Genomic DNA, 15,172 nt, shown 5'->3' with positions numbered 1-15,172 from the left:
TGCACTGTTACGATATTTTAATGAAAACTCATTGTTACAATAAATATCGTTAAAAGTGTGAAATAGGATCTGGCTTATGAACTACATTTTATGGACAGTACCAAGTTTAACTATTGACCAAAAATTATCTAAGTCAGTTAACTCAGACACGGGTGAAATCAGCTTTAACTTTAATGGAAAAGGCCACGATGTTCAGGATATTGTATTGTTATATCAGGACAATGGTTTACCAGTTAGCGTTGTAAATAATTGGCTTATATATTTAAAGACCTCTCAATATCGAAAACATGTCAACACTCAAGCTCAGGCATTACTGCATTATTTTATCTTCCTAGATGAAATAGGGCTTGAGTGGGACGAGATGCCCATTACTTCAAGAAATAAACCTACGTATAAGTTCAGTAAACATCTTAAAAATTCGGTGATGAATGGAGCTATTGCTAGAACAACAGCCAATAATTACTTAGGCTCAATTGTCAGTTTCTATAAGTTTTATTTAAATAAAGGCTACGAATTTATAAATAAGCCATTTAATTATAAAAAGATTAAAGTGAATGTTGATGGTGGGCATGAGTTTAGTAGAGGTAAGTTTGTCTTTGTAGACTCGACAGATATTAGGCTTAACTTACCTAAGGATAAAAGTAATTTTGGTATGCCAAGAGAACTTGTTCCTTTGAGTGAACATGAATGGGCTTTGGTCGATAAAATATGTCGTCAGGGAAAGGTAAATTCAAATACTTCAAGCGGAGCTGTTTTAGTTAATTTGTCTGAAGAGTTTAAACTTGCTGTTAGCTTAGCTCGATATACAGGGTTACGTAGAGAAGAGCTTGTTACGTTTAGGTCAAAATTTATTTATAAGCCAACTGCTGAACAGCTTAATAATAAGTATTTAGTCCATTCAAATGGCGTGCACATATCACCGCAAGAGGGAGTAGAAACGAAAGGCTCTGGCAGTAGAACGATTGAAATACCTTCATTACTAATGCTTCAATTACATCAATATATTAACTCTAAGCGTTACATTAAACGCAGAAAACTCTTCGAAAAAGAGAATCCTGATGAATTAAACAATCCACCTATATTCATTTCACAGAATGGACATCATTACGCCTCTAGGACATTTAACGCTCGGTGGTGCGAAGTTCGAAATACGGTAAAAAGCAGCCATCCAAGTTTTAATCATAAATTTCATAACTTACGTTCAACCTATGCAGTAACTCGTTTGAAAGAGCTGTTAAATCAAGGAGTAAAAGAAGGTAACGCTCTTGATTACATTCAATCAGTAATGGGACATAAATCAAGAAGTACACTTCTGCATTATTTAAAGTTTTGTCAGCATAATATTAATGCTAATGAGCTATATGAGCAGACTTTAGAATTAATATTAAAGGATTAGGTGGTTTAGATGGCATTTATTAGAAGTGAAAAGCGAAAAGCATTAGAGATTAAAAATAGTGAAAATATTGATGTTATAGATATTCCTAATAATAAGTTGATCTTTAGCAATGGTCAGAGAAATTGTTACTTTCATCGGCTTGGTTATAAAGATTGCCCAAAGGTTAAAATTGGTTCTAATGGTCAATCTTTTCTACTTCAAGCGAATGAACAGTTAGTTGATATGAATAGATGGGAGCTTGTTCGATATTGCTATATTACAGTAGTGAAAATTGATAGGCGAGAAAGAACAAAGGTTGGCATATTTAACGCTTTGATTCCATTTTTTCAGCATTGCGATGCAAATAATTATAAAGTTACTTTTGATAAAGAAACCATTATTTCATTTATTAATAGTTTAAAAAGACGATATCTTGATGGATTGAAAGGAAAAACGCTAATTCAGACTCAAGGATCTCTTAAAAGCTTCTTAAATGAAGTTGATCCAAACTTAGAACATGAGTTAAGAAATGACTTTATGTGTTCTTTAAACGACTCTGATATTACTTTGCCTTATGCTGATACTGAGTTGAAACAGATAGTTAAGCTACTTTATATTATATTTAATAAGTATAGAAATTGTGTATTGAATGGGACTAAACCTTCGGTACATCCGTTGCTATGCGATGATTCAGGAAATGATTTTCTAGGTAATCCATTTAATGGAAAGCATATTTTTTCTGTTGTCAGATATAGCCATGGTTGGAAAAACGAACTTGTTAAATCAGCTCTTTATTTGACGTGTTTTTATACGGGGCTAAATGAAAGTCAATTACTAGCAATTAAGTTTTCTGATATCTCAAATGAGTCTTTCGAAAGAACATCAGATGGTGTTTATAAGCTATCGACAACAAAACACAGGCAACAGGGAAGACTAAGCATTACTGAAGTAGGCTTTAGTAAAAGAGCTAAAGAATTTTTTGAAACCTGGTTGTCTTTAAGTAAATTAATAACAAATAATACCTCAGATTATGTTTTTTCAGTCTACTCAAAGAAAAAATATACTGGAATGTTAGAGAATCAATTCGCTAGTGTAATAAATAAGAAGCTCAAATACTTTGAATTACCTGTGTTAAGTACGCAACGATTTAGAAAGACCAAAGCAACCTTAATTATGAGAGCAACTGAAAGTATATTCTCGGTTGCTGAAGGATTAAATAACAGTCCTGATACTGTATCAAAACATTATTCTAATGGTGTACCTGAATTAATGGAGTTCTCGATTGCAGGAGCACTTGATGTTAGGCAGCGGACACTTCAAGGAGAAACATTAGATGAAGCGGTTATTGAAAGTGCTTATCACTTTAAAGATCCTGTAAGAGAGCAGTTTTATTTAAAAAATGAATTAGCTATACCAAACGCTTTATCCAATGGACTTCGTTGTAAGGATTCTTTCGGTGACAAAGCTGAGCAGCTAAAAAAATCACTCGTTAAAGCGGGTTTAGCTAAGCAAGAAAATAAAGTCGCATGCCATAAGTTTTTAGAATGCTTTGGTTGTCCATATCACGCAGTTATTGCTGAAGTCGACGATATCTGGCTTATGCTTTCATTCAGAGATGTAATCCTTGAGGTTGCCTGTCAGCCATCAATTAACTCAATACCCACTACCACATTAGCCAAGGTTACTAATACTGTAGAGTCAATTTTAGATAGGTTGAAGCAAGAGTTTCCACACGTATATAAAAGTGCTGAGGTGAAATATTCTGAGCTCCCGCATCCACTTTGGGCTGATAAAACGGATTTTAATGTTTTAATGGAGTTAAATTAATAATGAATGAGTTAACTAAGTCTCTAAACACTATTAATGCTGAGCATCAAAACGTAATTAATTCTGATAATACAGTTATCTCTTACTCTTCAGATGGAAAACCATTTAGCCATTTCAAAGATGATATTTGGTTAATTGTTAATGAAGACGTTAAGTTGAATTTTGGAAATCTCAGTGATGGATTTAAATCAGTTTGTAAGGGGCTGATTTTTAAAGTTTTTAATAGTGATGATCTTATAAATAAAAAAAGTATAGGTGTAAAGTACATCCAAGCTTTTTCAATTTTTGATAAGTGCATAATTGATTGTGGTGGTACTGACTTTACCTTTATAAATTCAGATAGAGGGTTCCGAGAATTTATAAAAGTAGCCCAAAGTCGCAATTTAAAATACAAAACATGGAAAAACTACTTAATAATTCTTAGCGTCTTAAAAAAAGAAAAAATTATCACCAGAGTAATTGATAATGCAGATGGATTAGCTGTTTTACTCTCAAATAGTCAGCGTATTTCACATCAAACAATAGCCTTACCAGAAAATATAGCATCTAATTATTTTAAAGTTGCATTAAATATTGTTGCTAAGTATCACCCAAGTAGAAAAATTATTAGTGATACATATGAAAGCTTTATTCAGGATTATAATAAAAATATTGAGCGAGGGTATGGCGTCCCTACAGCAAGGGGGTACGCTCAAAAAAACTATCAAGACATAACTAAAGCAATAGATTTCAAACTAGATCTCACTGGGCAGTGGTTAAGCTTAATTCGAGCAGCATGTTATGTAGTCATAGCTGGTTTTACTGGCTGTAGAGATGGTGAAATTAAGTCTTTAACAAAAGAGTCTTATCAAGAAAAAAAATATGCAGGCATGATTATCCCTATCGTTAATGGGGTTCATACAAAAGTTAATATCGCTGGAGTAAAAAGAGAAACAAGTTGGGTCACAATTCCTGCTGTTAAACTAGCAATTGAGCTTATATGGGATATCTATGAATTTTCAAGAAAAAACTGGAAAGCTCATGCTCAGACTTGCTCTCACCTAGATGAGCAAAATAAAATGATTCAAGAAGCCGACTCCCTTTTTTTATCATATTCGCCTACAGCAAAATATCCTGCAGCAGGCAGGCAAGCAATTGATAAGTCTTTAAAGAGTTTTGTTAAGTATGTTAATTACAGAGCTAACTCACATGATGTTGCTGAATTTAATCTTTTAAATCCATCACGAAAAGATGAATTAAAAATTGGCGAATTGTTAACCCCAAACCCACACTGCTTCAGAAGAACTTTTGCTGTATTTCTTGTTCGTAATAAACTGGCATCACTCTTAGATTTAAAATATCAATTTAAACACATCAATATAGCTATGACCTCTTGGTATTCTAACCAAGCCAATGTCGCAGGCTATTTCGATATGATGCTAGATAAAGAATTACTTTTAGACATAGCACAAGAAAATCATGATTTCATGACCGACACTTTTTACCATATCTATAATGAAGCAGAGTCTTTGTCTGGTGCTGAAGGTAAACGAATAGCAAATTTACGTGGTGATGATAGAAGTACCATTTATTTGAGTCGTGATGAAATATCAAGGCAAGTTCGAGATGGCCAAATGTCCATAATAGAAACGCCTGTTGGCCATTGTACTAATCCCCGATGTGATCGTATTTGTGATGCGCCTGTCTGTAAGTATGCGGTTGTCACTAAAGCTAAAGCATTAGAGCTTATCCCCAAAAGGCAATTATTGATCACCAAATTTGAATCATTGATCGAGTTTGGGTTGAAAATGCCTAACATTTTGTCGAAGCTCTATTATGAGATTAAATCGATAGAGCAATGTTTTAAAGATCATAATATTACCTTTGATGTATTCAAACATGACATTAACCAAACACTTTTATAAGAGCACCTATGGCTGAACAATCAGATAGAGGCAAAGAAACGTTAATCAGGTTAGAGCAAGCATTAGATAGGCTTATTGAAGGTAAGCCATTAAATACTAAACCTGATGGACGCATTAGCTTAAAAAGAATCAATGATGAAGCTGGTTTAAGTTCTGGTGGTATTTATTACTATTCAGAATTTGTCGAAATTGCTAATCAAAGAATTCAGTTACTAAAGCAAAGCTTAGCTGTAGGTAAAAGTGAAAAAAGTAAACAGGCTGAAAGTAAGCTACGTGAACAGCGCGACAAAGAAAAAGAATTAAAAGAACATTATAGAACGCAGCGCGACCAGATAAAAGCTTTTAGTGATCAAGTTGTAGCTCATAACGCTCAGCTTGAATTCACGCTTTTTGAAGCGTTAGAAAAAGTATCTTTGTTAGAGCAACAACTAGAAATATATAAAGTTAGTCCAATTACAGGTAAAAAAGTTTGAGATTGTTTATTGCAGAAAAACCAAGCCTTGGTAGGGCACTAGTAGATGTATTACCTAAACCACATAAAAAGAGTGATGGTTTTATCACTGCTGGTAATGGCGATGTTGTTACTTGGTGTATAGGCCATTTATTAGAGCAAGCGGAGCCAGAGGCGTATAACCCTGATTATAAAAAATGGGCTGTTGAGCATTTACCGATTGTTCCTAATGAATGGAAGCTTGTCGTTAAAAGTAAAACAAGAAAGCAATTTACAGTAGTAAAATCATTAATAAAAAAAGCAGATACGCTAGTTAATATGGGCGATCCAGATCGAGTCGGACAAATCCTGATTGACGAAGTGATCAATCATTGTGGTGTGTCTAAAGCAAAAAAAACACAGGTTTTAAGGTGCTTAATTAGTGACTTGAATCCAGCCGCAGTAAAAAAAGCATTAAACAACTTACGTAAAAATACAGACTTCATTCCTCTAGCTACATCTGCATTAGCACGAGCAAGAGCTGATTGGCTTTATGGCATTAACATGACTCGCCTATGCACGCTACAAGGCCGTCAATCTGGCTATAATGGCGTTTTATCGATTGGTAGAGTACAGACACCTGTTTTAGGTTTAATTGTCCACAGAGACCTAGAGATTGCGAATTTTGTATCAAAACCATTCTATGAGGTTATCTGTACGCTTCTTACTTCAAAAGGTGAGGCGTATCAGGCTAAATGGCGCCCAAGTAAAGCATGTGAGCCTTACATGGATGAAGATAATCGGGTGTTGTCTAAAGCACTAGCATTAAATGTTATTTCAAAGGTACAAAATAAAGCGGGGAAAGTAGTTAATGTAACTCAAGCAAAAAAAGCGACACCTCCGCCATTGCCTTACAGCTTATCGGCTTTACAAATTGATGCCGCAAAAAGGTTTGGTATGAGCGCGCAATCAGTACTTGATACGTGTCAGCAATTATACGAGCGACATAAATTAATTACTTACCCTCGCTCAGATTGCCGGTATTTACCTAAAGAGCATTTGAATGATGTTAAGCAAGTCGTCGGTGCTATTGGTAAATCATGCTCATCTTTAAGTGATGCCGCAAACAACGCGAATCTTAGTCTAAAAAGTAAAGCCTGGAATGATTCAAAGGTAAGTGCCCATCACGCGATAATTCCTACATCAAAATCAACTGATTTGAGCCGCTTATCACCTGCTGAAAATAATATTTATGAGCTTGTTGCTCGCCAATACCTTATTCAGTTCTACCCTCCGTTTGAGTATGTAGATAAGCAAATAGATACGGAAGTGTCGGGTGGTTTATTTATTTCAAAACAAAAAGATGTGGTATCACAAGGCTGGAAAATTTTGTTCCCTTCAAAACAAAAATCACAGGGTGAAAGTGAATTTTCAGCGGTTAGCCTTCCAAATGTTTCAAAAGGAGATGAAGTACATTGCCAACAAGCTGATTTAATAGAAAAGCAAACTACACCACCTAAGTACTTTACTGATGCTACATTACTTTCAGCTATGACAGGTATCGCTCGATATGTAACTGACGCTACAATTAAAAAAGTATTACGTGATACTGATGGTTTAGGGACTGAGGCTACAAGGGCTGGGATAATTGAGCTGTTATTTAAGCGTCAATTTCTTACACGTAAAGGTAAAGATATAAGAGCAACTGATGTTGGTACGCAATTAATATGTTCTTTGCCTGAACGCATGACAATACCTGATATGACAGCCCATTGGGAATCTCAATTAGAAGCTATAAGCCAAAAAGAAATTAAATATGCTAACTTCATGGATCCAATTACGCAAAGCATAGATACGTTAATCGCTGAGGTTAAAACAGTTACATTTAGTGGGTTAAAAGGTAAGGGCACGCCATACAAAGCTAAGAGAACTTTCAAGCGTAAAGGTAGTAAATCTAAGTAGTTTATTTTATAAAAACAATGCTTTTCGGGTTAACTAGCTTTTGAAATATAATTTACTAGGGATATTAAATGGCTATTAATAAGAGAGTGAATAGGCATATAAGAGCAGTTTGGGACAAGTTTAGCAGTTCTGATAGGATGTCTACAGTTACACTTGAAGAAGTAAAAGCTTTTGTCGAAGAAAAGGGTTTAGTCGTTGAGAGCATTGAAGAAGTTGAGTTTGGTTGGAATCCTTCAATCAAAGCTATTAAGTTAAAAGCTGATGTATGTACGGCTCTTTATCCTAGAGAAAAGCTTGATGAAATTAAAAGCTATAAAAAAAATATAGCTCATAACCAAAACTATGAAAACTTTTGGAGAGCGGTTGATTGGTTTGTTCCTCCTTATGTGCCTCAGGGAACAATTAATGATACATTTTCCAAATCCGGTATCAACGTACAAGAACATACCCGTTGGAATAACCGCTTGTTACAAGAGCGATTCGAGCCCTATCTCTCTTCTATTTATACACTCGGTGATATCATACCTATTACACTACAGGTTCTTACAGAATCTTCTGTTATTTCAAAACATTTACCAGTAATTAAGGAGTCAATACTAGCGTTCTACAGTGGCATGAAAGTATCTGCGATTGCATCACTAATACCTATTGTTGAGGATGTACTGGGGTCAATTATAGGTAGTGAGGATTGCTCAAAATTTGATACTTTAACCAAAGTCAACAAAAGTATAGATAAGGCTTGTGACCGTGTTGTGAAATTACATATTAATAATTGTGATTGGGTGCCTAATGAGTACATTGAAAGTTCGGTACTAAAAGTAATGAATGAACGAATATTTATTCTTGAAACAATACGTTCCTGGTTACTGAATAGCTTCTATGTAAAAACAGAAAATTATGATAACCACTCAGGCTTCAATCGTCATTTCTTTGCTCATGCTAAATCAGATATTTGGCAGAATACACACAACTTTTTTCGAGCTATTGGTTTAATACAAGCATTAGCTTTTATTGAGTGTTTTGCAGTTGAAGGCAGTAAAGTTAGAATATCAATTCCTAGGTCAGATGCAAGAACTGAGTCTTTTAGATTAGAGGTTTTTGCTTGTTTGAATTTCCAGTTACTGAAGAAAGATATTATCAACCAGTTGCAAATAGATAACAATTTACCATTCAACCCAATAGCTTCAGACGATGGATGGTTAATGCGAGCTGCGAAGTTATCAGATTGTATGAACTCAGAAATTATTCCTCGGTTAAGAGATAATGGGTGGCAATGCCACTCCTTCATCGATCCAGTTCAAGATGGAGAATATATTTCAGTGGAAGCGACTAGAGGTAGTAAAAATAAAAAAATTGCTCTCCTTTACTCTTGTGCGACTTCAAATAGTGTTTATAAAGAACTAGATAAAAGTTGTGACATAATTTTGTACCAAGGCTCCTATTACAAACAGGATAGCTACGCCTATGGAGTAAACGCAGAAATTAGCCCCCTATCGGCTTGGCTTGCTCCTAATTAATAAATTAAGAATTGAATTTGTGGTTAAGTGAAATTTATTGCAAATATAATTCATGCTAAAACTTACAATTAATTCAGCTGGTTAATGGCACTAGTAATAAAACTATTGTGATCACTTAAAGAGAAATAGGACTTCAATAAAAATGAGCTATCTAGAAAGAAAAACAGGGAAAATTAGTAGAATAAACTCTCTACCTAACTACACAGCCGCAGGCTCATACTGTTTCTTTAGTCAATGTATTCAGTTGAATACATTAGAGTCTAAAGATTTCTTATCGTTTATAGATATAAAAAAACCATATGATGAAGCGTACAAGGATATTATAAAGTTTGGGCCTTTATTAAGCCATGAAGTTAAACATTGGTATGATGCACATTCTACTCTTTGGGGATTAAAACTTTTAAAAGATATATATTGTCGTAGAAATGACCTTTATGAAGCCGAAATGTCTGGTATTAGCACAAAACTACCTCATTTTTTCCGTCAAAAAGAGTTATACGATAGGATTGAATATATAAAGTTACCTGAATATTATTCGACAGTTAACTCAAAAGCCAATACAACAAAACCTTGGAAGTATGAATTCTCAGCTGGGATAATGTTCTCTAAGTGTGGAAAACCATCTGATAGGAGTGTTTTCTTTACTCGGTTCACTAATGCTGATGGTGAGCTAATTGCGCGTGTACCTTTTAGTTTATGCTCCTTACTTGAATCATCAGCTGTAGCCCAAGAGCTAAATGGCAAGGTTCGAGCAATTGCTATGCTTGATGATCCTGTTAGTAAAAAAATAGAAAGCAATAATTTGTCGAAGAGTATAACTGATGAATTGTACAATGAGAATTTAGTTGAGTATTCTGTTGTTGCCCATAAAATATCAAACTCCTTTAATATATCTGATGTTTTAGAGTCTTATAATATAGCAGCGAAACTTACTAGGTTAATATTAAATCTCACTAATGATGTGATCATTTTACTTGATCCTGAAGCCATGTTGCTTCCTAAATTTGAAGCTTTTGTAATACCTTATAAAAATGCATTGAAGCATATTGATCATGGAGCTATTTTTTCTCTTTTTGTTGATGCTCTTGATAGTCAATATCAGTCTAAGGGAACTCAAGTCAGCAACGAAAATTTAGAAAACTTGCTTGATTCGATGTTCAAAGAATATTTGGGATTAAGCTGTATGGATATCTTTGAAAAATCAAAAGTCGAAGTAAAAAATATCTGTACTCCAGTTATTTTTGATTTAAGTAAGGAGCATCTAAACTCTTCACTTAAACTTGGTCAGAACCTTCACAAGCAACTGGGTCTTGTAGGAAGCCACTTTATTAATTTAGATGATAACTTTATACCAGACTTTATGCTTGGTGACGGCACACTTATTAGTCAGACTAAACCGGAACAAAAAGAATTCGAGGATAGATATTTACAATTAAATGAATATTTCGAGTATTTATCAAACTTTTCGAAAGCATGCATTGTTTAATATTATAGGTATGACTTAGGCGAAAATTTTAAGATTGGCTCTACGAAGTAGGGATTGAAATAGATATATTTCTTCATTTCTTATGCACTAGATTCTAGTTTAAAGCCTTCCGATTGTTTACGATAGCTAATTTAAGGTGTAGTCTTTTTACATTGAATAAACAGCATTTGATTTATAGAAAGCATAATATTCTAGTCTTACTTTTTAATTTTAGAGTATGATCCGATTTTAAAATCTAGATAAGTTATTTCGGCTAAAGGGATGTAGATATGGAAAATGAAATGGAGCAGGTTCAAGTTGGTCTTATGCTACCAGGATCAAAGCTATTCAGTGATAACAATAACATAAATCAAACATTCAAATCTCATGTTCAAACACATGAGGGAGTTGTTCAGGCATATGTTAAGTTAATTCCTAATAGAGAAATTTATATTGAGTGTGTTTGTGCCGTAATAGGTAGATCTCTCGGTTTATCAATACCAAAGCCATTAATTGTCAAAGTTAATCATGAGTCGCTAGCAAGTGTCGATTCAGGGGAGTATTTATTAGCGTTTGGTTCCGAAGATTCAATTTATCCTAGTTTGAAAAGGCGGGGTATTGATAAAGAGTTAGTTGAAAAACTTGAAAACTTTAAACAAACACTGGATGTTGGGGTTTTTGATGAATGGATAGCTAATCCAGATAGGCATGGCGGTAATATATTATTTGATGGATCAAAGAATTTTACATTTATTGATCATGGGCTATCTATCTCAGATAATTTGTCTGCTCATGAACCAACTGATAGCAATATAATAGTTGATACCTTGTACACTATTAAAAGTGAGTTTGAAAAATATAAAATAAATAGAGAAGCCCAATCAACAATTATGCCTCTTTATTCGGAGATACAGCTATCACTGTTGTCTGAAAAAACTTATGCAACATCATATTTAAAGTCAAATGAAGTACTATCAGTTATTAATTTTCTAGAAGAGAGAACGAAAAAGATCAATTCTTTGTTTGAAGCTAGATTGAAACTTAAACAGCAAGGATTGGCCATATGAATACGCTTGAAAGTATTTTCCCAGAAAGCCCGACATATAAAGGGTGTTGGCATGCAATATATCTTGAGCCAATCGTTGGCTCGGGAGAACGTATTACTGTAGCTGTAGCAGCTATAGGGCCTCAATCTGAGTTTAATGTAATTCAGGCAATTCGAAGTGAATTATTGGATTGTTTATATGGAATTCAGTCCCAAAACATGCAAAATATGATCAATTGGCTAATTGAATCTGCTTCAAAACAAATAAAGGCAACTGGAGGGTTAAGAGACTGGCAAACTCCATTTGAAGGCGTAGTTTGTACGGATGCAGTACAAGCATCAGATAATAATATTGACGGTGTATTGAAGCAGGCAATACGGTTTTCTGCAAGCCTTAGTACATTATCTCTCGATGCCGAAAGAGATAACGACGATCAGCAGCCTAAGAGATATACCTCAAGGTGGGCAACTTCTATTGCAGATGAACTAAGAACAATAAACCCTTATCTGACGTCTTATTTTAGGCAAAAAATACAAATTGGTGATAGTGGTATTCAAACTACTTTCGGGTTTTGTAATGACCAATATGTTTCGAATTTTGCTTTACTTATCCCAAGTAATTTATCATCGTCACTTACAACGGTAAAAGCAAAGATTTTAGACTTAGAAACGTTTAAAAAATCACAAATATTAATCAAACCTAAAAAGTATGAAATTATCATCGGTACTCCTCCGTTTACAGACCCAACTTTATCAGATAGAGCTTTGAACAGCTTGAAGATGAATATCGAGTTAGTTAAAGAGTTAGCAGAGCAAGAAGGTGTTTCAGTCTTCAGTACAGATAACGCGCACAAGGCAGCATTACAGATTAGCGAAGCTGCAGCATAAAGTTAATGGTAGAAAATGCTGTGACTTATTTAGTATTTCTTGAAAGGCTTTATTTTTTAAGTAAATTTTGAATAAGTTTTTGCTTCTCTTCCACAGATAAGCAATCAATTAAACAAGCCAACTCTGCTGATTCAGCACTATCGCAAAATAGATAATTCAAAGGTACTTTTAGCTCATCAGCCATACGCTGTAATGTTTGTATGTCAGGGGTGTGCCTGTCTTTTTCGTAATGGTTCATCCGGCTACTTGCTGAGCTTTGATCCATGCCAATACGAATACCTAATTCTTTTTGAGTCATGTTTGCTCGCTTACGAGCTTCTTTAAGCCTGATTGGAATAGGGTTTGGTTTAGACACTTAGCTTTCATCTTGTTCACCTGAATAACTTAGATTGTCTAAGTTTTACTTATATTAGTATACTTAGCAATCCTAAGTTTTGTTGATGACTCCAAATGACTAAAGCAATTAAGCTAAATGAAGATATTTATCATCTGCTAGTAGAAAAAAATTTTAACCATTTCACTATCACTGCATTACGTAATACTTTGCAAGCGCTTAATGATACTTATAAAAATCCAGATGAGGCTAGGCGCTTTGTTTATAGGCAAGTAATGCGGTTGGTTGATAAAGGCTTGCTAGTTAGAGATGAAAACCCAAGCCCGAAACGTGCTCAATATAGTAAAACTCCGTTATTTAAAACATCAATATTCACTAGAGTAACAAATGACTCGGTGCTAAGCCTTTCACAATCTCAAGTTATAGATAAAAGCTTTAGCAATGAGCTTCATGATGCTATAAAAACATATGAGTCAGAAATGACGGTATTAGTTAGTGAGGTTGAAGAATATAAGCGGCTTATAGAGGCAAACCCTAGCTGCTATAACTCAATAGTCGTGTTTTTGAATAAAGGACAAGCACGTCTACTATCAATTAAGGGAAAGTTAGCTGCATTGAGTAACTGTGAGAGAGTTTTAAAGTCTTATGTTAAGTTGTAAATTACAGTAAATTACCAAAGGGAAGGTTAAATACTATGGGTATTAATTAAACCTTCCTTATTAGGCTCTTTTTATTCTAAAGGAAGGTAATAGCTGTGGAATAATATATCAAAAGAATCTAGCTCTGTTAGCTTTATGGATGGAATTAATCGATCTAATTGTTCTTTAATAATAGAACCACTATTTAGATAAGTTATAAGATCGTCTACTTGAAAAGTATCATCTTTCCAAAATGACTTTCTCTTTTTGCCATCTATAGATAATAAGCTTCCACTCTTTATAACGTTTATAAACTCATGAGCTTGCCTTACTGGGTTTGATTTAGCGTTATAACCTGAAAACATTCTATTTGCAGTTATAATGGCTGTATGAATATTTTTTGTAGGCTCGCACTTTAAATTGAAATGTGCAAACAACCGCTTTTGGTTTCTTGCATCTGATAACCACTTCTTCCTATAATTAAGCTGCTCTGCAGCTTTATTGATAAGACCATAGCTGGTTCTTAATTCATGAGTTGAACAAGGGTGGTAAGAATGTTTGCATTCGAATATAAATAAATGCCCATCTTTAAAGCAAAGAATATCTGTTTCTACTCTTTTTTCCATTTTAAAATTGAACTCTTTGAGAACCATAAAACCTGTATTTTTAAGTTCTTTAGCAACTTTTTCGAGCATCAAGTCTGTCTCAGGCTGTTTATTACAACTTTGTTTATGCTTTAATTGTATAGCTCTAATAAGATTCGAATTACTTATTAGAGCAGGCGCAATTAGATAGGTAGAACCTAACTTTAATAAGGGTTTATATTGAATGTCTATAAAGTTTTCAGTGTTATCTAGTGTAAGTGTTTTTACTATTTTTTTTATTTGTGATAAAGATAAAAAATAACTTAATATTTTGAGTAAGGTATCCTCGTTGATTTCAAAAATTTTAGAGTTTATTGCTAGCATGTGACGATAATTTCTATCATTTATTCGCATAATATCCTTATTCATTAATGAGTCTATAATAGCAAAAACTCTCATGAATATAATTATATCCAACACCTTAAAATCGTCGTTGATTGATAGGCTTTTAAGGTCGGCTGTTTCTTGATATGAGTCAATATCAAAATCCATCGCCCTAATCATTTCGTCGACACTCAGGAAGTTATGAGTAGTAATTTTATTCATGTACTGATAGAAATTATTAAAGTTAAAAGCGATCTTCTTTTTTTTTGGTTTATCACAAAAATTTCTAATCATATTTTTTGGTAGTTTATTAATAATATCTTCTATAGACTGCTCAATAGTATTATTTGCAGAAGAAAGTCTTTCAACTCTTATTAACCTTTGTATATCTGCTTGTACATACCCTAATCGAATCGATTTTTCCAAGCTGTCTTCTATTGATCTAACTTCCAATTTTTCATTTTCATATGAAGCTGAATACTCAAAACTATGTACTCTAGTTTCCAAGTCTAAGAATTCGACTATACGATGGGAGTCGAATAAGCAAGAGATGTAAGCGGGATAAAGCTCAGGAGAAGTCAAATCATTAACATTGTTCCACCATTTCTTTTGTAGCAAATTTGATTTATCTAAACCTATTATGTATGAAAAGGCACTAGCAAAATCTGTTTCAGTCATAGGTGAATCAGGGGGAATCATGGTTGACCTGTTAGAAAAAAACTCATTGATTAGGGTTAGCGGCGTTTTTCAAGACAGTTGTCGCCTAAATTGTTAAGCAGCTTCTTTGTGTTGCTCTGGATTTAACTCCACAGCGCCTAT

The 15,172-nt window shown here is 34.1% G+C and carries 12 protein-coding genes; 10 read left to right on the top strand and 2 right to left on the bottom strand.

The genetic code is table 11. From position 1 onward, the window contains the following. Positions 1-76: 76 nt before the first annotated feature. The 9 genes from GQR55_RS18140 (at position 77) to GQR55_RS18100 (ending at position 12,413) form a co-directional block, all read left to right on the top strand. Complete coding sequence (locus GQR55_RS18140; protein WP_166421717.1) at positions 77-1,396, top strand: site-specific integrase; 1,320 nt, start codon at positions 77-79, stop codon at positions 1,394-1,396. Positions 1,397-1,405: 9 nt separating this feature from the next. Beyond that, positions 1,406-3,202, top strand: coding sequence for a site-specific integrase (locus GQR55_RS18135; protein WP_166421716.1), 1,797 nt, complete (start codon positions 1,406-1,408; stop codon positions 3,200-3,202). Between the two features lie 2 nt (positions 3,203-3,204). Then, positions 3,205-5,106, top strand: coding sequence for a site-specific integrase (locus GQR55_RS18130; RefSeq protein ID WP_166421715.1), 1,902 nt, complete (start codon positions 3,205-3,207; stop codon positions 5,104-5,106). Between the two features lie 8 nt (positions 5,107-5,114). Beyond that, entirely contained in the window at positions 5,115-5,579 is a 465-nt protein-coding gene (locus GQR55_RS18125; protein WP_166421714.1) for a hypothetical protein, read from the top strand. Further along, the gene (locus tag GQR55_RS18120; RefSeq protein WP_166421713.1) at positions 5,576-7,498 is read left to right on the top strand and encodes a DNA topoisomerase III; all 1,923 of its coding nucleotides are present in this window, start codon (positions 5,576-5,578) and stop codon (positions 7,496-7,498) included. Before GQR55_RS18125 ends, GQR55_RS18120 begins: the two co-directional genes overlap by 4 nt. Before the next feature lie 68 nt (positions 7,499-7,566). Then, entirely contained in the window at positions 7,567-9,015 is a 1,449-nt protein-coding gene (locus GQR55_RS18115) for a hypothetical protein (protein ID WP_206012137.1), read from the top strand. Between the two features lie 142 nt (positions 9,016-9,157). After that, positions 9,158-10,501, top strand: coding sequence for a hypothetical protein (locus GQR55_RS18110; RefSeq protein ID WP_166421712.1), 1,344 nt, complete (start codon positions 9,158-9,160; stop codon positions 10,499-10,501). Between the two features lie 269 nt (positions 10,502-10,770). Continuing rightward, positions 10,771-11,547: a HipA family kinase gene (locus tag GQR55_RS18105; RefSeq protein ID WP_240916913.1), complete on the top strand. Its 777-nt coding sequence runs from the start codon at positions 10,771-10,773 to the stop codon at positions 11,545-11,547. Beyond that, a complete protein-coding gene (locus GQR55_RS18100; RefSeq protein WP_166421711.1) occupies positions 11,544-12,413 on the top strand; it encodes a hypothetical protein in 870 nt (289 codons plus the stop codon). The genes GQR55_RS18105 and GQR55_RS18100 overlap by 4 nt, the downstream gene beginning before the upstream one ends. Before the next feature lie 49 nt (positions 12,414-12,462). Here GQR55_RS18100 and GQR55_RS18095 read toward each other — a convergent pair whose 3' ends face one another. After that, positions 12,463-12,768 (bottom strand): helix-turn-helix transcriptional regulator, encoded by a 306-nt coding sequence (locus GQR55_RS18095; protein WP_166421710.1) that lies wholly within the window; start codon positions 12,766-12,768, stop codon positions 12,463-12,465. Positions 12,769-12,863: 95 nt separating this feature from the next. Here GQR55_RS18095 and GQR55_RS18090 point away from each other — a divergent pair, with 95 nt between their 5' ends. Then, positions 12,864-13,406: a hypothetical protein gene (locus GQR55_RS18090; protein WP_166421709.1), complete on the top strand. Its 543-nt coding sequence runs from the start codon at positions 12,864-12,866 to the stop codon at positions 13,404-13,406. A gap of 71 nt (positions 13,407-13,477) precedes the next feature. On the opposite strand, the gene GQR55_RS18085 is transcribed toward GQR55_RS18090, so the two are convergent. Then, positions 13,478-15,031 carry a hypothetical protein gene (locus GQR55_RS18085; protein ID WP_166421708.1) on the bottom strand — a complete coding sequence of 518 codons (1,554 nt, stop codon included), beginning with the start codon at positions 15,029-15,031 and terminating at the stop codon, positions 13,478-13,480. Between the last annotated feature and the right edge of the window lie 141 nt (positions 15,032-15,172).

The sequence above is a fragment of the Pseudoalteromonas sp. Z1A8 genome, assembly GCF_011378855.1.
Taxonomy (GTDB): Bacteria; Pseudomonadota; Gammaproteobacteria; order Enterobacterales; family Alteromonadaceae; genus Pseudoalteromonas.
This window is presented reverse-complemented; position numbering and strand designations above follow the sequence as displayed.

Excerpts from the sequence above, each read along its gene's own strand:
- GQR55_RS18140 (WP_166421717.1), top strand. The coding sequence starts at position 77 with ATGAACTACATTTTATGGACAGTACCAAGTTTAACTATTGACCAAAAA.
- GQR55_RS18130 (WP_166421715.1), top strand. The coding sequence starts at position 3,205 with ATGAATGAGTTAACTAAGTCTCTAAACACTATTAATGCTGAGCATCAA.
- GQR55_RS18115 (WP_206012137.1), top strand. The coding sequence starts at position 7,567 with ATGGCTATTAATAAGAGAGTGAATAGGCATATAAGAGCAGTTTGGGAC.
- GQR55_RS18090 (WP_166421709.1), top strand. The coding sequence starts at position 12,864 with ATGACTAAAGCAATTAAGCTAAATGAAGATATTTATCATCTGCTAGTA.
- GQR55_RS18085 (WP_166421708.1), bottom strand. The coding sequence starts at position 15,031 with ATGACTGAAACAGATTTTGCTAGTGCCTTTTCATACATAATAGGTTTA.
- GQR55_RS18100 (WP_166421711.1), top strand. The coding sequence starts at position 11,544 with ATGAATACGCTTGAAAGTATTTTCCCAGAAAGCCCGACATATAAAGGG.
- GQR55_RS18110 (WP_166421712.1), top strand. The coding sequence starts at position 9,158 with ATGAGCTATCTAGAAAGAAAAACAGGGAAAATTAGTAGAATAAACTCT.
- GQR55_RS18125 (WP_166421714.1), top strand. The coding sequence starts at position 5,115 with ATGGCTGAACAATCAGATAGAGGCAAAGAAACGTTAATCAGGTTAGAG.
- GQR55_RS18105 (WP_240916913.1), top strand. The coding sequence starts at position 10,771 with ATGGAAAATGAAATGGAGCAGGTTCAAGTTGGTCTTATGCTACCAGGA.
- GQR55_RS18135 (WP_166421716.1), top strand. The coding sequence starts at position 1,406 with ATGGCATTTATTAGAAGTGAAAAGCGAAAAGCATTAGAGATTAAAAAT.